Below are 22,105 nucleotides of genomic sequence, written 5' to 3'. Positions count from 1 at the left end.
CCAAGGACCCTGAGGGGCGGATGGCGCTCGCCGACCATCTCCGCGAACTGCGCAACCGGCTGGTCAAGTCGCTGCTGGCGATCATCTTCTTCACGATCGTCGCGGCGTTCTTCAACAAGCGGCTGCTGGACTTCCTGATCGCCCCGCTGCCGGCCTGCGGTCCGGACGGGCACCCGGTACCGGGCGACGAGCACTGCGCGCAGGTCTCCAACATCGGTCTGCTGACGCCGTTCACCCTGGTGCTGAAGGTCAGCCTCACCGCGGGCGTGGTGGCCGCCACCCCGGTCTGGCTGTACCAGCTGTGGAAGTTCGTGGCGCCCGGTCTGCACCAGCACGAGAAGCGCTACTCGATCTCCTTCCTGGCCATCGGCACCCCGCTGTTCCTCGCCGGTGCGGCGTTCGCCTACCTGGTCATGCCGATGACCGCGCAGATGCTGATCAGCTTCGTCGCGGACGGCGTCACCTCGATCGTGCCGGTGGAGGACTACCTCGACCTGGTCACCCGCATGGTGCTGGTGTTCGGGGCGGGCTTCGAACTGCCGCTGTTCCTGGTGATGCTGAACCTGGTCGGGGTGCTCACCGGCAAGCGGATGCTGGGCTGGTGGCGCGCCATGGTCATGGGCATCACCGTGTTCGCGGCCTTCGCCACCCCGTCCGCCGACCCGGTGTCGATGCTGGCGCTGGCCGCGCCGATCTGGGCGCTGTACTTCATCGCGGTCGGCATCTCGCTGGTGAACGACAAGCGCAAGGCCGCCCGCAACCCCGACGCCGGGCTGAGCGACGAGGAAGCCTCCCAGGTCGACCTGACGGTCGAGAGCGTGGCGGGCGCGGAGTCGGTCGGCGGGGTGGAGCCGGTGGAGGCCCCGGCGCCGATCCCGGCCGCGCGCCGCGACCAGATCGACGACGACATCACCTGACGACCCGTCGAGCGGTCGAACGGCCCCGGACCCCTGTGGTCCGGGGCCGTTCGCGTTCCCGGGCCCGGTGGGGGAGATCGGTGCTGGTGGGGGGCTTGCCCGAGATTCAAGCCATGTGACATATTACTGACGTGCTCAAGCGAACCCCCTACGACGTCGTGGTGGTCGGCGCCGGTGTCGTCGGCGCCGCCTGCGCCTACTACGCGGCCCGCTCCGGCCTGAAGGTCGCCGTGGTGGACCGCGGGCCGGTGGCCGGCGGGACCACCGGCGCGGGCGAGGGCAACCTGCTGGTCTCCGACAAGGAGCCCGGCCCCGAACTCGACCTCGCCCTGCTCTCCACCCGGCTGTGGCGCGAGCTCGCCGAGGAGTTCGGCGCCCGCGTCGAGTACGAGCCCAAGGGCGGCCTGGTGGTCGCCACCCGGCCCGCCGGGACCGACCTGCTGCACGGCCTCGCCGCGCAGCAGCGCGCCGTCGGCGTGGAGGCCCTCCCGGTCGCCGCCGACGAACTGCGCACCCTCGAACCCCACCTGGCCGAGGGCCTGCCCGGCGGCTACCTGTACCCGCAGGACGCCCAGGTGCAGCCCGCCCTCGCCGCCGCCCACCTGCTGCGCGCCTCCGGCGCCGACCGCTACCTCGGCGAGGCCGTCACCGGCCTGCTGCGCGGCCCCGGCGGCAGCGTCACCGGCGTCGTCACCGGGCGCCGCGAGCTCGCCGCGCCCGCCGTGGTCAACGCCGCGGGCACCTGGGGCGGCGAACTCGCCGCACTGGCCGGCGTCCGGCTGCCGGTGCTGCCCCGGCGCGGCTTCGTCCTCGTCACCGAACCGCTGCCGCGGATCGTCCGGCACAAGGTCTACGCCGCCGACTACGTCGCCGACGTCGCCTCCGGCTCGGCCGACCTGCAGTCCTCCGCCGTGGTCGAGGGCACCCCCGCCGGGCCGGTGCTGATCGGCGCCAGCCGCGAGCGGGTCGGCTTCGACCGCACCCTCGACCCCGGGGTGCTGCACCGGCTCGCCGCCCAGGCCGCCGCGCTCTTCCCGGTGCTGCGCACCGTCCAGGTCCAGCGCGCCTACCGCGGCTTCCGCCCCTACCTGCCCGACCACCTGCCCGCGATCGGCCCGGACGCCCGCGTCCCCGGCCTGCACCACGCCTGCGGGCACGAGGGCGCGGGCATCGGCCTGGCGCCCGCCACCGGGCTGCTGGTCAGCCGCCGCCTGCTCGGGGAGGAACCGGAGCTGGACCTCGCGCCGTTCCGCCCCGAGCGGTTCGAGGGCGCGGAGCGCCTCGAGGACGCCGAGGGGGAGTCGTGAGCGGGGCCGGGGCCCCGGGGCGGGGCCGGACCGCACGGTACGAGACAGCCGAAGGCGAGGAGTAGCCATGGACCCGCTCGACCTGGTGGGTGCCGAACCCGGCCCCGCCCGCACCATCCTGTTCGACGGGCGCGCGGTGTCCGCGCTGCCCGGGCAGACGCTGGCCGCCGCGCTGTGGGCCGACGGCGTGCTCGCCTGGCGCACCACCCGCCGCGGGGGCCGCCCGCGCGGCGCGTTCTGCGGGATCGGACAGTGCTTCGACTGCCTGGCCACCGTCAACGGCCGCCCCAACCAGCGCCTGTGCCTGCTGCCCGCCGAGCACGGCGACACCGTCACCACCCAGGAGGGCCACGGCCGTGCCGACCTCGAAGTCTGAGCCGTCCGGCGGCCGCCGGGGGCGCTGCTACGACCTCGCGGTGATCGGCGCGGGCCCCGCCGGACTGGCCGCGGCCGACGCCGCCGCCGGGCTCGGCCTGCGGGTCGCGCTGGTGGACGCGGGCAGCCGCCCCGGCGGCCAGTACTACCGGCACCCCGCACCCGAACTGGGCGCGGCCCGGCCGGAGAAGCTGCACCACGGCTGGGCGGCGTTCGCCCGGCTGCGGGCCCGGCTGGCCGCCCGGCCGCTGGTCGACCACCTGCCCGGCCACCACGTGTGGGCGGCCGAGGCGGGCGTCCCCGGCGACGAGGAGCGCCCCTGGCGCCTGCACGCCACCCGCGGTCCCGGGGCCGGCGACCGGGCCACCGTCCTGGCCCGCGCCGTCCTGCTGGCCACCGGCGCCCACGAGCGGCACCTGCCCTTCCCCGGCTGGACGCTGCCCGGGGTGGTGACCGCGGGCGGCGCGCAGGCGGTGCTCAAGTCCTCCCTGGCGCTGCCCGGCCGGCGGATCGTGGTCGCCGGCAGCGGCCCGCTGCTGCTGGCCGCCGCCTCCTCGCTGGTCTCGGCCGGTGCGGAGGTCCCCGCGATCGTGGAGGCCACCTCGTACCTCGGCTACGCCCGCGGGCTGCCGGTGCTGGCCGGCAACCCCGGGAAGCTCGCCGAGGGCGCCGCGCACGGCGCCCGGCTGCTGCGGCACGGCGTGCGGCTGCGCCGCAGCAGCGCCGTGGTCGAGGCGCACGGCACCGACCGGGTCACCGCCGTCACGGTGGCCCGGCTGGACGCCCGGTGGAAGCCGGTGCCCGGCAGCGAGCGGCGGATCGCGTGCGACGCGCTGGCGATCGGGCACGGGCTCGTCCCGCAGATCGAACTGGCCACCGAGCTCGGCGCCGCGACGGTCACCGGGCCGGACGGCGCGGTCGCCCTCGCGGTCGACGCCGAGCAGCGCACCAGCGTGCCCGGGCTGTGGGCCGCGGGGGAGACCTGCGGCGTCGGCGGCGCCGACCTGGCGCTCGCCGAGGGCGTGCTGGCCGCCCACGCGGTGGCCGGGCGCCCCGCGCCCGCCCGGGAGCGCGCCGTCCGGCGGCGACGGCGCGCGTTCGCCGCGCTGATGGCCGCCGCGCACGCGCCCGGGCCGGACTGGACCGGCTGGGTCACCGACGACACCGACGTCTGCCGGTGCGAGGAGGTCCCGGCGGGCGAGGTCCGGGCGGCCGTGGCGGAGCTCGGCGCCGGTGACGCCCGGACGGTCAAGCTGCTCACCCGGGCCGGGATGGGATGGTGCCAGGGCCGGATGTGCGGGCCCGCGGTGGCCTGCCTGTCCGGTGGCGGGGCCGGGCGGCCGGACGGCCGGCCGCTCTCCTGCCCGGTGCCGCTGGCGCAACTGGCCGATCCCGGGCCGGAGTCGGGCCCGGCCTAGCGGTCGGCGGGCCGGGCCCGGCGGGCGCCCTTCCGGCCGGTGCTGCCGGTGCGACCGGCGCCGCGCGTGCCGTCGGCGTGTCCGGTGTTCCGGTCGGGAGGCCGGGGCCGGACGTCGGTCCGGGTGGGCGGGGCCCTTGTGGACCCGGCTCGCCCACTTGTAAAATGTCACACATCATATCGAGGGAGACCCCCATGACCCGCACCCCCCACGACTCCGCCCGACCCTGGCGCGGCATCATGGTCGCCACCACCCTGCCCTTCCGCGACGACCTCACGGTGGACTACGACGCCTACGCCGAGCACGTCCGCTGGCTGATCGACAACGGCTGCGACGGCGTCGTCCCCAACGGCTCGCTCGGCGAGTACCAGACGCTCACGCCGGAGGAGCGCGCCAAGGTCGTCACCACCGCCGTCGAGGCGGCCGGGGACGGGGCCCGGGTGATGCCCGGGGTCGCCGCGTACGGCAGCGCGGAGTCGCGCCGCTGGGCCGAGCAGGCTGCCGAGGCCGGGGCCGGTTCGGTGCTGCTGCTGCCGCCGAACGCCTACCGGGCCGACCACGCCGCGGTCCGGGCCCACTACGCCGAGGTCGCGAAGGTCGGGGTGCCGGTCGTCGCGTACAACAACCCGATCGACACCAAGGTCGACCTCGTCCCCGCGCTGCTGGCGCAGCTGCACGCGGAGGGCTCGATCGTCGCGGTCAAGGAGTTCTCCGGCGACGTCCGCCGCGCCTACGAGATCGGCGAGCTGGCCCCGGGCCTGGACCTGCTGATCGGCGCCGACGACGTGCTGCTGGAGCTGGCGATCGCCGGGGCGGTCGGCTGGATCGCGGGCTACCCGAACGCGCTGCCCGCGGCCAGCTCCGCGTTGTACCACGCCGCCGTCTCCGGCGACCTGGCCACCGCCGTCCCGCTCTACAAGTCGCTGCACCCGCTGCTGCGCTGGGACTCCAGGACCGAGTTCGTGCAGTCCATCAAGCTCTCGATGGACATCGCGGGCCGCCCCGGCGGTCCGACCCGCGCCCCGCGCCTGCCGCTGGTGCCGGAGATCGAGGCCGCGGTGCGCGCCGCGACCGAGAAGGCGCTCGCCGAGGGCCACAAGTAACCACCCGGCGAGGGGAGTCCGGACCGGCCCCGGGGGGAGCCGGTCCGGACCCCGCACGCCCCGGACCGACCCCTGCCAGCTGACTGGAGAGCACCGCGATGCGGACCCGTCACGTCTTCCACGCCGTCGACTCGCACACCGAGGGCATGCCCACCCGGGTGGTCACCGGCGGCTTCGGCACGATCCCCGGCGCCACCATGGCCGAGCGGCGCACCCACTTCCAGCAGCACCTGGACGGCTTCCGCACGCTGCTGATGTACGAACCCCGCGGCCACTCCGCGATGAGCGGCGCGATCCTGCAGCCGCCCACCCGGCCGGACGCCGACTTCGGGGTGCTGTACATCGAGGTCTCCGGGCTGCTGCCGATGTGCGGCCACGGCACCATCGGCGTGGCCACCGTGCTGGTGGAGACCGGCATGGTGCCGGTGGTCGAACCGGTCACCACCGTGCGGCTGGACACCCCCGCCGGGCTGGTGGTCGCTGACGTCCGGGTGCAGGACGGGGCCGCGGTCGCCGTCACCATCCGCAACGTGCCCTCGTACGCGGTCGCGCTGGGACGGGAGTTGGCGGTGCCCGGCCACGGGACGGTCGGCTACGACCTGGCGTACGGCGGCAACTTCTACGCGATCCTGCCGCTGGAGCAGTTCGGGCTGCCGTTCGAACGCGGGCGCAAGGACGAGATCCTGGCCGCCGGGCTGGCGGTGATGGACGCGATCAACGCCTCGGAGGAGCACCGGCCGGTGCACCCGGAGGACCCGACCATCCAGGGCTGCCACCACGTCCAACTGCTCGCGCCCGGCTCGGACGCGGTGCACTCGCGGCACGCGATGGCCATCCACCCCGGCTGGTTCGACCGCTCGCCGTGCGGGACGGGCACCTCCGCGCGGATGGCGCAGCTGCACGCGCGCGGCGAACTGGCGATCGGCGCCGACTTCCGCAACGACTCCTTCATCGGGACGACCTTCACCGGCCGCCTGGTCGAGGAGACCACCGTGGCCGGACTGCCCGCCGTCGTCCCGACCGTCACCGGCCGGGCCTGGGTCACCGGCACCGCGCAGTACTTCCTCGACCCGACGGACCCGTTCCCGACCGGCTTCCTGCTGTAGCGCGGCCACCCGCGCCCCCGGTTCCCCCTCTGCGAAAGGCTCTGATCCGATGACCACGATCGACTCGTACAACCCCGCCGACCCCGACGACCTGGTCGTCTCGGTGCCGTCGACCGGGGCCGAGGGCGTCGCGGCGGCGCTCGCGGGCGCACGCGGGGCGCAGCGCGGCTGGTGGGCGCTGGGGGCGGCCGGGCGGTCGCTCGCACTCACCGCCGCCGCCGCGGCGATCGAGGGGGCCGCCGACGAACTGGTCGAGCTGGTCGTCCGGGAGGTCGGCAAGCCGGTCGCCGAGGCCCGCGGCGAGGTCGCCCGCACGGTGGCGATCTGGCGCTACTACGCGCAGGCGCCGTTCGCCCCCTCCGGCGAGGTGCACGAGCCCGCCGCCGGGCCGGGCCTGCTGCTGACCCGCCGCCGCCCGTACGGGGTGGCCGGGCTGATCACGCCGTGGAACTTCCCGCTGGCGATCCCCAGTTGGAAGGCCGCGCCCGCGCTGGCGGTCGGCAACGCGGTGGTGCTCAAGCCGTCCTCGGAGGCGGTCGCGGTGGCGCTGCGGCTGGCCGAGCTGGCGGCCCTGCCCGAGGGCGTGCTGACGGTGGTGCCGGGCGGTGCCGAGGCGGGGACGGCACTGATCGACGGCGCCGACGTGGTCTCCTTCACCGGCTCGACCGCGGTGGGCCGCTCGGTGATCGCGGGGGCGACCGGGCGCGGCGTCCCGGTGCAGGCCGAGATGGGCGGCCTGAACGCCGCCCTCGTCCTGCCCGACGCCGACATCGCGCAGGCCGCCGCGCACCTGGCGAACGCCGTCGCGGGCTACGCGGGCCAGAAGTGCACCGCCACCAGCCGGGTGATCGCCGTCGGCGACGCGTACGAGCCGCTGGCCGAGGCGCTGGCGAAGGCGCTGGAGCGGACCCCGGCCGCCGACCCGTCCGCGCCGGGCACCTCCTGCGGCCCGGTGATCAACCGGCAGGCGCTGGAGCGGCTGACCGACGCGATCGACACCGCCCGCGCGGGCGGCGCGACCGTGCTGGCGGGCGGGACGCGGGCCGAGCGGGCGGGCTGGTTCCTGGAACCGACCCTGGTGGAGGGCGTCCCGGCCGGGCACCCGCTGCTGACCGAGGAGTTCTTCGGCCCCGTCGCCGTGCTGCTGCCCGCCGCCGACCTGGACGAGGCCGTCGCGCTGGCCAACGACACCCGGCACAGCCTCTCCACCTCCGTCCACTCGCGCAGCCTGGACGCGGCGCTGGCCGCCGCGGACCGGCTGGACGCGGGCATGATCCGGATCAATGCGCCCTCCAGCGGCGTCGACTTCCACCTGCCGTTCGGCGGCGCCAAGGGCGCCTCGTACGGCTCCCGCGAGCAGGGCCGGGCCGCGCTCGACTTCTACACCGCCTCGCGCACCGTCAGCGTGCTGCCCGCCGGGGAGCACTGATGCAGCAGATCTCGACCACCGACTACCACACCGCGGGCGAGCCGTTCCGGATCGTCGTCGCGGGCCTGCCGCCGGTGCCCGGCGACACCGTCGCCGAACGCCGCTCGATCGCGATCGGCGCGGGCGGCACCGCGACCTCGCCGCGCCCCAGCGCGCTGGACGACGTGCGCCGCCTGCTGACCCGCGAACCGCGCGGGCACGCCGGCATGTACGGCGGGTTCGTCGTCCCCGCGGACGACGGCGGGGCGCACTTCGGCGTCCTGTTCTGGCACAAGGACGGCTACTCGACCGCGTGCGGCCACGGCACCATGGCGCTCGGCGCCTGGGCGGTGGACACCGGCCTGGTCGGCGCCCCCGAGGACGGCACCGCGCTGGTGCGCATCGACGTCCCCTCCGGCCGGGTCAGCGCCACCGTGCACCGCAGCGGGGGCCGCACCACCGCCGTGACCTTCCGCAACGTGCCGACCCGGGTGCTGGCCCGCAAGGTCGAACTGGCCGTCGGCGGACGCCCGGTGGCCGTCGACCTGGCGCACTCCGGCGCGGTGTACGCCTCGCTGCCCGCCGCCGCGCTCGGCCTGTCCGTCGTCCCCGACCGGCTGGCCGAACTCACCGCCGCCGGACGGGAGGTCCGCGCGGCGCTGGAGGGCCACGAGGCGCTCGCCGGGCACCGCGACGGCGTCTACGGCGTCATCCTGTACGACGAGCTGCCCGACACGCCGACCGGCCCGCACCAGCGCAACGTCACCGTCTTCGCCGACGGCCAGATCGACCGCTCCCCGTGCGGCTCCGGCACCTCCGCCCGGCTCGCCCTGCTCGCCGACGAGGGCGCCCTCGGCGGCGACCGCGCCCTGCGCCACGACTCGATCATCGGCACCGTCTTCACCGGCCGGGTCCGCGAACGGCAGGACGGCGGGGTGGTCACCGAGGTCACCGGCACCGCCCACCGCACCGGCGAGCACCGCTTCGTCCTCGACGGCGAGGACGTCCTCGGCGCGGGGTTCCTGCTGTGACCGTCCCGGAGCTGGAGCTGACGCTCGACTTCCCGGCCGCCGTGGGCGCGCTGGAGCGGACCCTGCTGGACGGGCTGGACGTGGAGGGCTGCCCGGCGCGGACGGGGGTGCCCGTCCCGGCCGGGGAGCTGCTGCTGATGCCCGCCGCGGCCGGGCGGTACGCCGGGGTGAAGGTCGCCGGGGTGGCACCCGCCAACCCGGCGGCCGGGCTGCCCCGGATCACCGGCTCGTACCTGCTGCTCGACGGCCCCACCCTGCAGCCGCTCGCCCTGCTGGACGGGGCCGCGCTCACCGCGCTGCGCACCCCCGCCGTCACCGCGTTGGCCCTGCGGGCGCTGGCCGCGCCCGGCGCCCGGCACCTGGTGCTGTTCGGTGCCGGGCCGCAGGCGCTCGGCCACGCGGCGGCGCTGCGGGCCGTGCTGCCCGGACTGGAGCGCGTCACGGTGGTGGCCCGTCGGCCGGGGCCGGCCGCCGAACTGGTCGTCCGGGCCGCCGGGTTCGGCCTGGACGCGGCCGTCGGCACGCCCGGGGCGGTCGCCGGCGCCGACCTCGTGGTGTGCTGCACCACCGCCCGCACCCCGCTGTTCGACGGCGCCCTGGTGCCCGACCGGGCGGTGGTCGCCGCGGTCGGCTCGCACGAGCCGGGGGCCCGCGAGGTGGACGCCCACCTGGTCGGCCGCGCCGACCTGTTCGTCGAGGCCCGGGAGGTCGCGCTGCGCGAGGCCGGGGACCTGCTGATGGCCGGGGCCGGGGTCGAGCGGCTCACCAATCTGGCCGAACTGGTCACCGGGAGGGCCGTCGTCCGCCATGATCGACCCAGGTTCTTCAAGAGCGTGGGCATGGCGTGGCAGGATCTGGCGGTGGCGGCGGCGCAGCACGCGGCGGCGGGGTAGCGCCCCGGCGGGCGGACACGGACGGCGACGACCGCACGCAGGGCATTCACTCTCCGCAACGTGACATTGTACAATGGGGCCCTATTGGACCTCCGGAGGAACACCATGGCCGACCTCAAGCCCCGCAACCTCATCTCCGTCCAGGAGCGGCTGCGCGACCAGGTCGCCCACGCCCTGCGTGCGGCACTCATCTCGGGCGAGCTGCGCCCCGGCGTGGTCTACTCCGCCCCGACCCTGGCCACCGACTTCGGGGTCTCCGCGACCCCCGTCCGCGAGGCGATGCTCGACCTGGCCCGGGAGGGCCTGGTCGAGGCCGTCCGCAACAAGGGCTTCCGGGTCACCGAGCTCTCCGACCGGGACCTCGACGAGTACACCGAGATCCGCGCCCTCATCGAGGTCCCCACCGTCGGCCAGGTCGCCCGGACCGCCACCGCCGAACAGCTGGAGGCGCTGCGCCCGCAGGCCGAGGCCATCGTCACGGCCGCCCGCAGGCACGACCTGATCGGCTACCTGGAGGCCGACCGGCAGTTCCACCTCGACCTGCTCGCCCTGGCCGGCAACGCCCGGCTGGTCGAGACCGTGGGCGACCTGCGCAAGCGCTCGCGCCTCTACGGCCTCAACCGGCTCGACCAGCAGGGCGAGCTCGTCACCTCCGCCGAGGAGCACCTCGAACTGCTCGACGTGCTGCTGACCGGCGACGCCGAGGCCGCGCAGGAGTGCATGACCCGCCACCTCGGCCACATCCGCCACCTGTGGGCGGTCGGGGACCGGGCCGCCGTGCAGCAGTAGCCCGCAGCCGGGCCGGGGGGTGCGGTCGGGGGTGTGGATCAGGCCGGGGTGCGGCACCCGGCGAGGAGGAGCGCGACCATGTGCCGGGCGTCGGCCTGGTCGTAGTCGGGGCCGGTGATGCAGAGGTTCCCGACGGCGCGCATGAGCCGGTAGGCGGTGACGTCGGGGCGGAGCCCGCCCTCGGCGGTGCACGCGTCCAGCAGCGTGGTGCAGGCCGGGACCAGGGTGTCGAGCATGAGGGCGTGGAGGTTCTCCAGCCCCGCCTCCCCGGAGCCCAGGGCCGCGCCGAGGCCGTGCTTGGTGACCAGGAAGTCCACGAACGCGTCCGTCCACCGCGTCAGCGCGGTGAACGCCGAGGCGGACTCCTCCAGGAGCTGCGGGGCGAGGGCGGCGCAGGCGTCGATCTGGTGCCGGTAGACGGCGGTGACGAGGTCCGCGCGGGTCGGGAAGTTCCGGTAGAGCGTGCCGACGCCGACGCCGGCGCGCACGGCGATGTCGCGGACCGGCGCCTGGACGCCCTGCTCGACGAAGACCGCCGCGGCCGCCTCCAGCAGGCCGCGGCGCGTGCGTTGCGCCTGTGCTTGGCGTACCCCGACCGACTCCGGCACGGATGGCTCCCTTTACTCGCGGAACAATGTTCCGCTAAGTTGGCGGAACGTTGCTCCGCCAAAGTATGGCAGAGCCGTCCCGTAGAGAGCACAGGTCCCCCCATGTCCTCCCGCGCCCACGCCCACACCCGCGACCGGCAGATCGTCTCGGTCAAGCCCGTCCCCGTCCCCGCGCCCGGCCGCGGCACCGACCTGCAGGTCAGGGTCACCGCCCCCCGGTCGGGCGAGGACCTGCCCGTGATCGTCTTCTCCCACGGCAACGCCTGGTCCCTGGACGGGTACGGGCCCCTCGTCGACCGGTGGGCCGCCGCCGGGTTCGTCGTGGTGCAGCCCACCCACCTGGACTCCCGCCGCCACGCCATCGGCTGGGACGACCCGCGCTTCGCCACCATCTGGCGGGTGCGGATAGCCGACCTCCACGCCGTCCTCGACCACCTCGGCGAGATCCTGGCCCGAGCCGACCTGGCGACCCGCGCCGACCCCGGACGCACCGCCGTGGTCGGCCACTCCTGGGGGGCCCAGACCGCGGGCGCCCTGCTCGGCGCCCGGGTGCTCGACGCCGACGGCGTCCCCGGCGAGGACTTCTCCCACCCCGCGGTGTCGGCCGGCGCGCTGATCGCCGCGGCCGGGACCGGCGACAGCCTCACCCCGTTCGCCGCCGAGCACCTCCCGTTCATGAGGCCGGACTTCTCCACCATGACCACCCCGGCCCTGATCGTCGCCGGGGACGAGGACCGGTCGCAGCTCACCACCCGCGGGCCGGAGTGGTTCACCGACGCCTACCACCTCGGCCCGGCCCCCAAGAGCCTGCTCACCCTCGCCGGGGCCGAGCACACCATGGGCGGCATCGCCGGGGAGAAGGTCGCGGAGACCACCGACGAGGACCCCGAGCGCGTCGCACTCCTCGCCGACGCGGTCTCCGCCTACCTCCGCGCGGCCCTCGGCCTCGGCGACGCCGAGTGGGCCGCACTGGCTCCGGGCGGCAGCGGCGGGGCAGCGGACGGCGCGTGGAGCATCACCGGCAAGTGAGTCCGGGAGGGGTTCGGCTCGGTGCAGCCGGCTCGGAGCGCCCGGTGCTCCCCGGGGCGGGTCCGGACGGGGTCGGCCGGGATCAGCCGGACAGGCGGCCGTCGTGCATCTCCAGGACGCGGTCGGCCCGGCCCAGCAGTTCGCGGTCGTGGGTGACCATCACGGTCGCGGTGCGGTGGGTGCGGGTCACCTCGGCGAGGAGCTCGACGACCTGGGCGCCGCGCTCGTGGTCCAGGGCCGAGGTCGGCTCGTCCACCAGCAGGACGGACGGGCTGCCGAAGAGGGCGCGGGCGATGTTCACCCGCTGGCGCTCGCCGCCCGAGAGCTGGTGCGGGCGACGGCGCTGCTTGGCGCCCGCCAGGCCGACCGACTCCAGCAGCTCCTCGGCCCGGCGGCGGGAGCGGGCCGGGCGGCGGCCGCGCACCGACTCCAGCACCAGCAGCTGCTCGACGGCGGTCAGCGAGGCCAGCAGGTTCGACTGCTGGAAGACGATGCCCAGGCGCTCGCGGCGCAGCGCGGTGCGCTCGCGCTCGCCCAGCGCGCCCGCGTCCACGCCGTCGACCAGCACCTCGCCGCGGTCCGGGCGCAGCAGCGTCGCGGCCACCGCCAGCAGACTGGACTTGCCGGAGCCGGACGGACCCGCGACGGCCGTGAACTCGCCCGGGGCGACGGTCAGTTCGACCTCGTCCAGGGCGGTCAGCCGACTCTCGCCGTCCGGGTAGCTGAGCGTCACGGCGCGCAGGGCGAGGCCGGTGCCGGTGCGCGGGGAAGCGGTGGTGGGGGTCGGGGTGGTCACGGCGGGGCCTTCCGGGGTCGGGTGGGTGGTCATCGGTTGGCGCCCAGGGCGGCCAGCGGGTCGACGGCGGTGATCCGGCGCACCGCGAGGGCCGCGCCCAGCAGGCCCAGCAGCACCATCGCCGCCACCGGGACGGCCACCGTCAGGCCGCCCGCGTCGAACGGCACCGCGGCGGAGGCGAACACCCCGCCGAGCGCGCCCAGCGCCCCGCCCAGCAGCGCACCCGCCAGCAGGACGGTCGCCGCCTGCGCCAGCGCGTCCCGCACCAGGTAGCCGCTGGACGCGCCGACGGCCTTGAGCACCGCGATGTCCGGACGGCGCTGCACCGTCCACACCGTGAAGAACGCGCCCACCACCAGGGCGCTCACAGCGAACAGGAAGCCCTGGATCAGCTGCAGGCTGCCCTGCTCCGCCGCGTACCCGTTGATGCCCGCCAGCGCGTCGTCCAGCGACACCGCCCTCAGGTCGGCGGGCAGGCCGTGCGGGAGGCCGCGCAGCGCGAGGGCGGTGGGCTGCTGCTGGCCGGAGACCCGCTGCCAGGTCGACGGGGTGGTCCACACGCTCGGGGCGTGCGAGAGCGAACGCTCCGCGGTGACCGCCGAGACCGTCAGCTCCTGCGCGCCGAGCGTCACCCGGCTGCCCGGGACGAGGTGGTGCGCGGCGGCCGTGTCGGCGCCCACCGCGAGCTCGCCGTCCGCCGGGGCCGCACCCCGGACCAGCGGCGGCAGCAGCTCCGCGTCGGTGCCCAGCACGCTCACCGAGGCCGCGCCGCCGTCCGCCGTCAGCCGGGACATCGCCACCCCCAGCGGGTGCACCTCGCCCGCACCCGCCGCGGCCACCGCCGCCCGCTGGCTCGGCGACACCGTGCTGGAGGCGAACGACACCTCGGCCTCCGCACCCGCCGGGGCGCCGAACACCACGCCGTCCGCCGGGAGTCCGGCGATCGTCGAGGACGCCGCCGAGGCCAGGCCGCCGGTCAGGCCGTACAGGAACACCACCAGGGTCGTGATCAGGGTGACCACCGCGCCCATCAGGGCGAACCGCCCACGGGCGAAGCGGATGTCACGCAGGGCGACGAACACGGGAGACCTTTCGGAGGGGGCGGGAGGGGAGGGCGGTTCCAGCGTGGACCGGCGCGGCCCCGCTGCCATCGGGGAGACGGACGGAGCCCGCACCCGCCGAGGGGTGCACCCGGAAATCCATCGAACGGTTGATGCCGCGGCGGCACCCGGGCCGACCGGCGCCCCGTACCCTCGGAAGGCGTGCCCCGTACCGAACCGCATGCCGCACCGGCCGGCCCGACGCCCGCGCTGCGCCTGGCCAACCTCGCCGTGCACGGCCTGTTCCTCACCCTGCTCGCCGTCCTGCTCGCCCGCGCCGCCGCCGACGGGGCGCTCGGCCCGGCCGGGTGGGCCACCGCCGGGGCCCTCGCCGCCGGGTACGCCGCCGGGGGCGTCCTGCGCGGGATCCGCACCTCGCGCGCCCTCGGCGCCGCCTGGCTGCTCGCCGTCGCCGCGCTGTGGATCGCCCTCACCCTCCAGCACCCCGAGTTCAGCTACCTCGCCTTCCCGCTGTACTTCGTCTGCCTGCACGTCCTGCCGCCGCGCTACGCCCTGCCCGCCGTCGCCGCCCTCACCGCCGCCGTCCTCGCCGCCCAGGCCACCACCCCCGGCGGCCTCACCACCGCCAAGGTCATCGGCCCGCTCGCCGGACTCGCCGTCGCCCTGCTCACCGCGTACGGCTACGCCGCCCTCTACCGGGAGAGCCGCGCCCGCCAGCAGCTCATCGACGACCTGGTCCGCACCCGCGACGAACTCGCCGCCAGCCAGCGCGAAGCCGGGCGCCTCGCCGAACGCCAGCGCCTCGCCCGCGAGATCCACGACACCCTCGCCCAGGGGCTGGCCGGCATCGTCCTGCTCGCCCGCGAGGCCCGCGGCGCCGACGGCGGCGGCGCGGACGCCGCACCGCTGCTCGACGAGATCGAACGCACCGCCTCCGCCAACCTCGCCGAGGCCCGCCGCTTCGTCCACGCCCACACCCCGCCCGCGCTCGACGGCACCACCCTCACCGACGCCCTGCGCCGCCTCGCCGACGGCGCGGACGCCGCCTTCCACCGCGACGGCGACCCGTACCCGCTGCCCGTCGAGGCCGAGGTCGCGCTGCTGCGCCTCACCCAGGAGGCCCTCGCCAACGCCGTCCGGCACGCCCACGCCGCGCACGTCGCCGTCACCCTCGCCTACCTCGACGACGCCGTCACCCTCGACGTCTACGACGACGGCACCGGCTTCGACCCCGCCACCGCACCCGCCCCCGGCTCCTTCGGACTGCACGGCATGCACGAACGCATCGCCGCCCTCGGGGGCACCCTCACCGTCGAGTCCGCCCCCGGCGAGGGCACCGCCGTCGCCGCGACGCTCCCGCTGCGCGCCGACCGGCCCGACGGGGTGCCGGGCGGGGTGCGGTCGGGGGCCGGGCGGTCCTCCTCCGCGGGGGTGCGACGGTGATCCGGGTGATGGTGGTGGACGACCACCCCGTGGTGCGGCGCGGCCTGCGCGCCGTGGTGGAGGACCTGCCGGAGGTCACCGCCGTCGGCGAGGCCGCGGACGGCGCCGCCGCCCTCGACCTGCTCGCCGCGCTGCCCGCCGACCGGCGCCCCCACGTCGTCCTGATGGACCTCCAGATGGGCACCGGCATGCACGGCGTCGAAGCCACCCGCCGGATCACCGCCCTGCCCGACCCGCCCGCCGTCCTGGTCCTCACCACCTACTCCACCGACGCCGACATCCTCGCCGCCGTCGAGGCCGGGGCGACCGGCTACCTCCTCAAGGACGCCCCGCCCGAGGACCTCGCCGCCGCCGTCCACGCCACCGCCCGCGGCGAGACCGTCCTCGCCCCGCCCGTCGCCGCCCGCCTCCTCGGCCGCGTCCGGGCCGGGCGCCCCTCGCTCTCCCCGCGCGAGACGGAGATCCTGCAACTCCTCGCCGAGGGCCTGCCGAACCGGCAGATCTCCAGACGGCTCTTCATCAGCGAGGCCACGGTCAAGACCCACCTGGTGCACATCTACGACAAACTCGGCGTGGACTCCCGCACCTCGGCCATCGCGGCGGGCCTCTCGGCCGGCCTGGTCCGCACCGCGCAACGCTGAGGCCGCGCACGACGTGCTGAGCGAGACCGGCGGACTCGTCGCGGGCCTGCACCTCCTCACGGACGGACACCGGCTGTGGTTCTCCGACCTGGCCCACTACGTGGGGCGTTACCAGGTGGAGCTCGACCCGGAGTGATGCCGCCGCCCTGCCCCGCCACCGGGGCGACACCGGGTGGGAGCCGCGGGCGGGGACCCGACCGGAGCGGGCAGGGGATGTCGGGTGCGGCGGGGGCGGTGGTTCCTAGGGTCGAGGGCAAGGAAAGGGAAGGGGAGCCGGGTGCTGGAGCGGTTGAACCAGGCGATGGACCACGTCGAGGAGCACCTCGACGGGCGGCTGGAGGTGGCCGAGCTGGCGCGGATCACCGCGACGTCGGAGTACCACTTCCGGCGGCTGTTCTCGTCGCTGGCGGGGATGCCGCTGTCGGAGTACGTGCGGCGCAGGCGGCTGACCGTCGCGGCGGCCGAGGTGCTGGCCGGGCAGCCGTCGCTGCTGGACGTCGCGGTGCGCTACGGGTACGGCTCGGGCGAGTCCTTCGCCCGGGCGTTCCGGGCCCTGCACGGGGTCGGCCCCGGTGAGGCGCGGCGCAGCGGCGCGGTGCTGAACGCGCAGCCCCGGCTGTCCTTCCGACTCGTCGTCGAAGGGAGCACCACCATGCGGTACCGCATCGTGGAGAAGGAAGCGTTCCGGGTCGTGGGCAGGAAGGCCCGGGTCCCGTTGATCCACGAGGGGGTCAACCCGCACATCGTCGAGCACGTGCGGAGCATCCCGGCGGAGACCTCGCAGCGGATCGCCGCGCTCTCCGACCAGGAGCCGGAGGGCGTGGTGTCGGCGACCGTGCGACTGCCCGGGGTCGGACCGGACGGGTCGGACGGGCCGGACGGTTTCGCGGAGGGCAGCCTGCTGGACTACTACCACGCGGCGGTGAGCGGGGCCGCCGACCTCCCCGCGGACCTCGACGTGCTGGAGTGCCCGGCGGGCAGTTGGGCGGTGTTCGAGAACACCGGGCCGTTCCCGCAGGCGCTGCAGCAGATGTGGGCCGAGGTGGCGGCCCGGTGGATCCCGTCCAACCCCTACGAGTACCGGCCCGGCCCGGAGATCCTGCGCGTCCGGCCCGCGCAGGACGACCCGGAGCAGTCGCAGGCGCAGCTGTGGATCCCGGTCGTCCGGACGGGGGCGGCGGGGGGAACGGGGGCGCGCGGTGCAGCGGGTGCGTGAACCCGCCCCGGGGCGGGCCGCCGGGAGGTGAGGGGGAGCGGAGGGGCGGGGGTGTGGAAGGATTCGGGGCATGGTTGCCCAGCATCCCCGCCCGTCCGCGCGGGTCGGGCGGCCCCGTGCGTTGGGGCCCTCGGAGAGTCAACTGTCGCCGCGCGACGAGGTGTTGGCCGCGGCCGCGGAGCTGTTCACCGAGAACGGCTACGCGGCGACCACCACCCGGGCGGTGGCGGAGCGGGCCGGGCTGCGGCAGGCGTCGATGTACCACTACTTCGCGCGCAAGGAGGACATCCTCGCCACCCTGCTGGAGTCCACCGTCGAACCCTCGCTGCAGCTCGCCACCGCGCTGCTCGCCCGCTCCGAGGCCGACCCGGCCGCCCGGCTGTGGGCGCTGGCCGCGGCCGACGCGGCGCTGCTGCACCGCGGTCTGTACAACCTCGGCGCGCTCTACCAACTGCCCGAGGTGCGCGGCGAACGCTTCGCCGGGTTCCGCGGTGCCCGCGCCGAACTCCGCGCCGCGTACGGCGAGTTGCTGCACCTGATCGCCCCGGACGAGCCCGGCCGCGAGCTGCGCTGCGACCTGCTGCTGGGCCTGGTGGAGGGCGGCGTCGCGGTGGTCCGCGACCGGGGGCGGGGGAACGGGGACGGAGACGGGGCCGGGGGCGGGTACGGGACCGCGGAGGTCGGTGCGGCCGTCGCCGACGCGGTGCTGCGGCTGGCCGGGTGCGACCGGGCCGCCCGGGAGGCCGCTGCCCTGGCCGGTCGCGAACTGGCCTGAACCCGGGGGAGGAGGGGCGGGGCGGACGTCCCGGCCCGTGCTTCGGGCGGGCCCGGACGTCCGGCTGCCGGTGGATCAGGCGAACTGGCCCGGGACGTAGTCGCCGGCGGGCTGCCGGATCAGCACGTTGATCCGGTTGTACGCGTTGATCAGCGCGATCAGGCCGACCAGCGCGGCCAGTTGCTCCTCGTCGTAGTGCTTGGCGGCCTCGGCCCAGGCCGCGTCGCTGACGCCGCCCGCGGCGTCGGCGATCCGGGTGCCCTGCTCGGTGAGCTCCAGGGCGGCCCGCTCGGCCTCGGTGAAGACGTTGGCCTCGCGCCAGGTGGCGACCAGGTTGAGCCGCAGCTGGGTCTCCCCGGCGTGCGCGGCGTCCTTGGTGTGCATGTCGGTGCAGAAGCCGCACCCGTTGATCTGGCTGGCGCGGATCTTCACCAGCTCCTGGGTGCTCATCGGCAGCGCGGACAGGCCCAGGGCGTGGCCGGCCGAGTTGAGGTGCTTGAGGAACTTCGCGCCGAGCGGGTTGCCGAAGTAGTTGAGACGTGCGTCCACGGTGGTGGCTCCTTGTGGTGTGTTCCGTGCTTCTACAAGGTCTGACCCCGCAGCCACCCCAGGTGTGACAGGCGGTCGGTGTGACCCCCGTCACGCTACCGGCGGGGCGACGTTCCACCGCGCAGGCAGGTCGGAATCGCAGAAGACGCACACGAAGAACCCTTCCCGCACCACGGAAACCTCCCCGCAGGCGGTGCACCGGGCGGGCCGACGTAGTGGTAGGTGCGGTGGTGGGCGGGAGGGGTCACCGGGGGAGGGGGTCGGCGGTGGCGGGGGGTGCGGGCACGGGCGTGGAGCTCTCGGGGAAGGGTGCGAGGAAGGCGACCAGGACGGTCCCGGCCAGGCCGACCGCCAGCAGGAGGCGCGAGAGGCGGGACGCGGTGCGGCCGCAGAGGTGGGCGGCTGCGGCGAAGCAGGCCGCCAGGTACGGGGAGGCCAGCAGCCACGGGTGCGGCAGGTCGAAGGTCACCAGGGTCAGCGGGCGCAGCAGCAGGACGGACAGCGCGCCCGCGACGTACACCGTGCTCCACACCCGTTCCACCCCGGCGCGGCCCAGCAGCAGGCGGCCGAGCACGACGAACACCAGCGGTGCCGTCACGGCGAGCCACAACTCGGTGTCCGGCAGGCAGCGGGGGTACTCGCAGCTGCGTTCCGAGAGCACCGCCGCCCATGCTTCCAGCAGGGCGACCACCCCCAGCGCCGCGCCCGCCAGCGCCGCCCGCGCCCTCGGTCCGAACCGGTCGATCCCCACTCGCACCCCTCCTGCACTCCGAACGGCCGCGCCACCGTGACAGGCCGTCGTACCGCGGACGGTTCGGCCGCGGACGTAGGGTGGACGCGCAGCGGGACCGGTTGGGTTGCGGTGGGGAGAGGCGGAGGAACGCGATGGGCTTCGACTGGACGGTGCCACTGGTCGCCGCTCCGATGGCGGGCGGGGCGAGCACCCCCGCGCTGGTCGCCGCCGTCAACGGCGCGGGCGGCCTCGGCTTCCTCGCCGCGGGCTACCGCAGCGCGCAGGAGATGAGCCGACAGGTCGCCGAGACGCGGGAGTCGACCGACCGGCCGATCGGCGTCAACCTCTTCGTCCCCGGCCCGCCCGCCGCGCCCGGGGCGGTGGACGCCTACCGCGAACGGCTGCGGCCCGAGGCGGTGCGGCGGGGCGTCGAACTGCCCGCCGTGATCCCGCCCGACCGCGACGACTGGGACGCCAAGCTCGACGCGCTGCTGCACGGACCGGCCCGGGGCGTCGCGTGGCTGTCGTACACCTTCGGCCTGCCCGAACCCGCTGAGGCCGCCGCCGTCCGCGCGGCCGGCATCCGCCAACTCGGCACCGTCACCAGCCCCGAGGAGGCCCGTGCCGCGACCGCGCTCGGCCTCGACGCCCTGGTCGTCCAGGGCCCCGAAGCCGGCGGGCACCGCGCCACCCACCGCGCCGAGGACCGGCCCGGGCCCCTCCCGCTGCTGCAACTCCTGGGCGCGGTACGGGAGGTGACGCCGCTGCCGCTCGTCGCCGCGGGCGGGCTGGGCAGCGGGGCGGCGATCGCCGCGGCCCTCGCGGCGGGTGCGACGGGCGTCCAGCTCGGCACCGCGTACCTGCGCACCGACGAGTCCGGGGCCTCCGCCGCGCACCGCCGGGCCCTCGTCGAGCTGGACGCCACCACCGTCACCCGCGCGTTCACCGGGCGTCCGGCCCGCGGGCTGCGCAACGCCTTCATCGAGCGGCACGAGGGGTACGCCCCGGCGGCGTACCCGGAGGTGCACCACCTCACCCAGCCGCTCAGGGCTGCCGCGAGCCGGGCGGAGGACCTGACGGCGATGCACCTCTGGGCGGGGACCGCCCACCGCGAGGCCCGCGAGGGCCGGGCGGCGGACGTCACGCGGGAGTTGTGGCGGGACGCGCTGCGGTAGTCGCACGTCAGCGGGGCGCAGGACGGTGCAAGTGATCGTCCTGCGACGCGATCCGGCTGCGGGGGGTCGGTTGGCCGCGCAGTTCCCCGCGCCCCTGGTGGTGCGCTTCCTGGTGTTGCGTTCGCCGCCAGGGGTTTCAGCTCAGGAGGTCGGCCATCCAGGATTCGACGGCGGTGGCCTCGCGGGGGAGGGCGGCGGACATCAGGCGGGCTCCGTCGGCGGTGATGACGAGGTCGTCCTCGATGCGGACGCCGATGCCGCGGAGTTCGGGGGGCAGGGTGAGGTCGTCGGGCTGGAGGTAGAGGCCGGGTTCGACGGTGAGGACCATGCCCTCCTCCAGGACGCCGTCCAGGTAGGTCCCGGCGCGGGCCTTGGCGCAGTCGTGGACGTCGAGGCCGAGCATGTGGCCGCTGCCGCAGAGGGTGTAGCGGCGGTAGAGGCCGGAGTCCTCGCGGAGGGCTTCTTCGGCGGAGACCGGGAGCAGGCCCCACTCGGCGAGGCCCTCGGCGATGACGCGCATGCCGGCGCGGTGGAACTCGCGGAAGGAGGCGCCGGGGCGGAGGGTGGCGATGCCGGCGTTCTGGGCGGCGAGGACGAGGTCGTAGACGTCGCGCTGGGCGGGGGTGAAGGTGCCGGAGAGGGGGAGGGTGCGGGTGATGTCGGCGGTGTAGAGGGTGTCGGTCTCGACCCCGGCGTCGAGGAGCAGCAGGTCGGTGGGGCGGAGCGGGCCGTCGTTGCGGATCCAGTGCAGGACGCAGGCGTGGGCGCCGGAGGCGACGATGGTCTCGTAGCCGGTGCCGTTGCCCTCGGCGCGGGCGCGGGCGTTGAAGGCGCCTTCGAGCAGGCGTTCGCCGCGGTGGTGGCGCAGGGCGGCGGGCAGGGCGCGGACGACGTCGGCGAAGCCCGCGGTGGTGTGGTCGACGGAGAGCTGGAGCTGTTCGATCTCCCAGGCGTCCTTGACCAGCCGCAGTTCGGCCAGGGCGGCGGCCAACTGGCCGTCTCCCAGGGCGTGTTCGGCCCGGGGGCGGCCGGCCAGGGCGTCGAGGACCGGGTCGACGCCGGCCAGGACGCGGGTGGGGACGGAGCCGGTGAACAGCTTGGGCAGGTCGTCGAGGTGGGCGGTGCGCAGGCCGGTGAGCTGGGCGGCCTCGCGGAGGTCGGCGCGGCGGCCGACCCAGAACTCGCCGTAGCGGCGGTCGCGGTAGAACTCGCCGGAGCCGTCGGAACGGTCCGAGCGGGGGCGCAGGTAGAGGACGGGTTCGCCGTCGGGCTCGACCACCAGGACGTGGCCGACCTGCTCCTCGCCGGTCAGGCCGGTGAGGTGGGCGTAGGCGCTGTGCGGGCGGAAGCGGTGGTCGCAGTCGTTGCTGCGGACCTTCAACTGCCCGGCGGGGACGAGGAGTCGCTCGCCGGGGAAGGCGGCGGCGAGCCTGCCGCGGCGGGCCGGGAAGTGGGCGTAGCCGGGGACGCGCTCGTCGGCGGGCAGCGGGGTGGCGGCCCACTGGCCGGCCATGTGGGCCTCCAGTGCGGGGGTGACGGGGAGGTCGTGGCTGCCGGTGTTCAGGGTGGGCTGGTCGGCCATCGTCGGGGGCTCCTCTGACCTGGTTGTGACCTGGTGGGTCCGGGACAACGTGCTGGGCGGGAAAGGAAGTTGCACCACCGGGGCGGGGTCGGCAATGACACGGGTCGGTAACGGTCCGGTCCCCTCGTTGCGCAGTGCAATTTCACATTA

Annotated in this window: 23 protein-coding genes; 17 read left to right on the top strand and 6 right to left on the bottom strand. The window is 75.8% G+C overall.

Features of this window, described 5'->3' with window-relative positions:
* Window positions 1–20: 20 nt before the first annotated feature.
* From tatC to QSK52_RS21375, 10 genes are all read left to right on the top strand, one after another.
* Window positions 21–917: a twin-arginine translocase subunit TatC gene (tatC, locus tag QSK52_RS21420; protein ID WP_435053312.1), complete on the top strand. Its 897-nt coding sequence runs from the start codon at window positions 21–23 to the stop codon at window positions 915–917.
* A 131-nt stretch (window positions 918–1,048) separates the two neighbouring features.
* Window positions 1,049–2,224, top strand: coding sequence for an NAD(P)/FAD-dependent oxidoreductase (locus tag QSK52_RS21415; protein ID WP_285737727.1), 1,176 nt, complete (start codon window positions 1,049–1,051; stop codon window positions 2,222–2,224).
* 67 nt (window positions 2,225–2,291) lie between these two features.
* Complete coding sequence (locus tag QSK52_RS21410) at window positions 2,292–2,600, top strand: (2Fe-2S)-binding protein (RefSeq protein WP_285737726.1); 309 nt, start codon at window positions 2,292–2,294, stop codon at window positions 2,598–2,600.
* On the top strand, window positions 2,581–4,017 hold the full coding sequence (locus QSK52_RS21405) for an NAD(P)/FAD-dependent oxidoreductase (protein ID WP_285737725.1): 1,437 nt from the start codon (window positions 2,581–2,583) through the stop codon (window positions 4,015–4,017). The genes QSK52_RS21410 and QSK52_RS21405 overlap by 20 nt, the downstream gene beginning before the upstream one ends.
* Before the next feature lie 194 nt (window positions 4,018–4,211).
* Complete coding sequence (locus QSK52_RS21400; RefSeq protein ID WP_285737724.1) at window positions 4,212–5,120, top strand: dihydrodipicolinate synthase family protein; 909 nt, start codon at window positions 4,212–4,214, stop codon at window positions 5,118–5,120.
* 98 nt (window positions 5,121–5,218) lie between these two features.
* Entirely contained in the window at window positions 5,219–6,226 is a 1,008-nt protein-coding gene (locus tag QSK52_RS21395; protein ID WP_285737723.1) for a proline racemase family protein, read from the top strand.
* Between the two features lie 49 nt (window positions 6,227–6,275).
* Window positions 6,276–7,655, top strand: a complete 1,380-nt coding sequence (locus QSK52_RS21390) for an aldehyde dehydrogenase family protein (protein ID WP_285737722.1) — start codon at window positions 6,276–6,278, stop codon at window positions 7,653–7,655.
* On the top strand, window positions 7,655–8,665 hold the full coding sequence (locus tag QSK52_RS21385) for a proline racemase family protein (protein ID WP_285737721.1): 1,011 nt from the start codon (window positions 7,655–7,657) through the stop codon (window positions 8,663–8,665). Before QSK52_RS21390 ends, QSK52_RS21385 begins: the two co-directional genes overlap by 1 nt.
* The gene (locus QSK52_RS21380) at window positions 8,662–9,558 is read left to right on the top strand and encodes an ornithine cyclodeaminase family protein (RefSeq protein WP_285737720.1); all 897 of its coding nucleotides are present in this window, start codon (window positions 8,662–8,664) and stop codon (window positions 9,556–9,558) included. The genes QSK52_RS21385 and QSK52_RS21380 overlap by 4 nt, the downstream gene beginning before the upstream one ends.
* 105 nt (window positions 9,559–9,663) lie before the next feature.
* Window positions 9,664–10,347, top strand: a complete 684-nt coding sequence (locus tag QSK52_RS21375; protein WP_285737719.1) for a GntR family transcriptional regulator — start codon at window positions 9,664–9,666, stop codon at window positions 10,345–10,347.
* 38 nt (window positions 10,348–10,385) lie between these two features.
* Here QSK52_RS21375 and QSK52_RS21370 read toward each other — a convergent pair whose 3' ends face one another.
* The gene (locus QSK52_RS21370; RefSeq protein WP_285737718.1) at window positions 10,386–10,955 is read right to left on the bottom strand and encodes a TetR/AcrR family transcriptional regulator; all 570 of its coding nucleotides are present in this window, start codon (window positions 10,953–10,955) and stop codon (window positions 10,386–10,388) included.
* A 102-nt stretch (window positions 10,956–11,057) separates the two neighbouring features.
* On the opposite strand from QSK52_RS21370, the gene QSK52_RS21365 reads away from it, so the two are divergent.
* On the top strand, window positions 11,058–11,984 hold the full coding sequence (locus QSK52_RS21365; protein ID WP_285737717.1) for an alpha/beta hydrolase family protein: 927 nt from the start codon (window positions 11,058–11,060) through the stop codon (window positions 11,982–11,984).
* Between the two features lie 82 nt (window positions 11,985–12,066).
* On the opposite strand, the gene QSK52_RS21360 is transcribed toward QSK52_RS21365, so the two are convergent.
* Together QSK52_RS21360 and QSK52_RS21355 are read right to left on the bottom strand one after the other, a co-directional pair.
* Window positions 12,067–12,780, bottom strand: coding sequence for an ABC transporter ATP-binding protein (locus QSK52_RS21360; protein ID WP_435053309.1), 714 nt, complete (start codon window positions 12,778–12,780; stop codon window positions 12,067–12,069).
* Window positions 12,781–12,809: 29 nt separating this feature from the next.
* Entirely contained in the window at window positions 12,810–13,862 is a 1,053-nt protein-coding gene (locus QSK52_RS21355) for an FtsX-like permease family protein (RefSeq protein ID WP_285737716.1), read from the bottom strand.
* Between the two features lie 180 nt (window positions 13,863–14,042).
* Here QSK52_RS21355 and QSK52_RS21350 point away from each other — a divergent pair, with 180 nt between their 5' ends.
* From QSK52_RS21350 to QSK52_RS21330, 5 genes are all read left to right on the top strand, one after another.
* Complete coding sequence (locus QSK52_RS21350) at window positions 14,043–15,284, top strand: sensor histidine kinase (RefSeq protein ID WP_285737715.1); 1,242 nt, start codon at window positions 14,043–14,045, stop codon at window positions 15,282–15,284.
* Entirely contained in the window at window positions 15,281–15,925 is a 645-nt protein-coding gene (locus tag QSK52_RS21345; protein WP_285737714.1) for a response regulator, read from the top strand. The genes QSK52_RS21350 and QSK52_RS21345 overlap by 4 nt, the downstream gene beginning before the upstream one ends.
* A gap of 13 nt (window positions 15,926–15,938) precedes the next feature.
* Complete coding sequence (locus QSK52_RS21340; RefSeq protein ID WP_285737713.1) at window positions 15,939–16,061, top strand: hypothetical protein; 123 nt, start codon at window positions 15,939–15,941, stop codon at window positions 16,059–16,061.
* A gap of 141 nt (window positions 16,062–16,202) precedes the next feature.
* Window positions 16,203–17,141 (top strand): AraC family transcriptional regulator, encoded by a 939-nt coding sequence (locus QSK52_RS21335; protein ID WP_285737712.1) that lies wholly within the window; start codon window positions 16,203–16,205, stop codon window positions 17,139–17,141.
* A gap of 70 nt (window positions 17,142–17,211) precedes the next feature.
* Window positions 17,212–17,916: a TetR/AcrR family transcriptional regulator gene (locus QSK52_RS21330; RefSeq protein ID WP_285737711.1), complete on the top strand. Its 705-nt coding sequence runs from the start codon at window positions 17,212–17,214 to the stop codon at window positions 17,914–17,916.
* A 75-nt stretch (window positions 17,917–17,991) separates the two neighbouring features.
* Here QSK52_RS21330 and QSK52_RS21325 read toward each other — a convergent pair whose 3' ends face one another.
* Together QSK52_RS21325 and QSK52_RS21320 are read right to left on the bottom strand one after the other, a co-directional pair.
* The gene (locus QSK52_RS21325) at window positions 17,992–18,465 is read right to left on the bottom strand and encodes a carboxymuconolactone decarboxylase family protein (protein WP_285737710.1); all 474 of its coding nucleotides are present in this window, start codon (window positions 18,463–18,465) and stop codon (window positions 17,992–17,994) included.
* Between the two features lie 244 nt (window positions 18,466–18,709).
* Entirely contained in the window at window positions 18,710–19,216 is a 507-nt protein-coding gene (locus QSK52_RS21320; RefSeq protein ID WP_285737709.1) for a hypothetical protein, read from the bottom strand.
* 134 nt (window positions 19,217–19,350) lie between these two features.
* Between QSK52_RS21320 and QSK52_RS21315 the strand changes: the two genes are divergently transcribed.
* Complete coding sequence (locus QSK52_RS21315; RefSeq protein ID WP_285737708.1) at window positions 19,351–20,373, top strand: nitronate monooxygenase; 1,023 nt, start codon at window positions 19,351–19,353, stop codon at window positions 20,371–20,373.
* Window positions 20,374–20,509: 136 nt separating this feature from the next.
* Here the strand turns inward: QSK52_RS21315 and QSK52_RS21310 are convergent, their stop codons facing one another.
* A complete protein-coding gene (locus tag QSK52_RS21310) occupies window positions 20,510–21,955 on the bottom strand; it encodes an aminopeptidase P family protein (RefSeq protein WP_285737707.1) in 1,446 nt (481 codons plus the stop codon).
* Between the last annotated feature and the right edge of the window lie 150 nt (window positions 21,956–22,105).

This window comes from Kitasatospora phosalacinea (assembly GCF_030268885.1).
Taxonomy (GTDB): domain Bacteria; phylum Actinomycetota; class Actinomycetes; order Streptomycetales; family Streptomycetaceae; genus Kitasatospora; species Kitasatospora phosalacinea_C.
The sequence above is the reverse complement of the archived record's forward strand: the minus strand, read 5'-3'. Positions and strand labels throughout refer to the sequence as shown.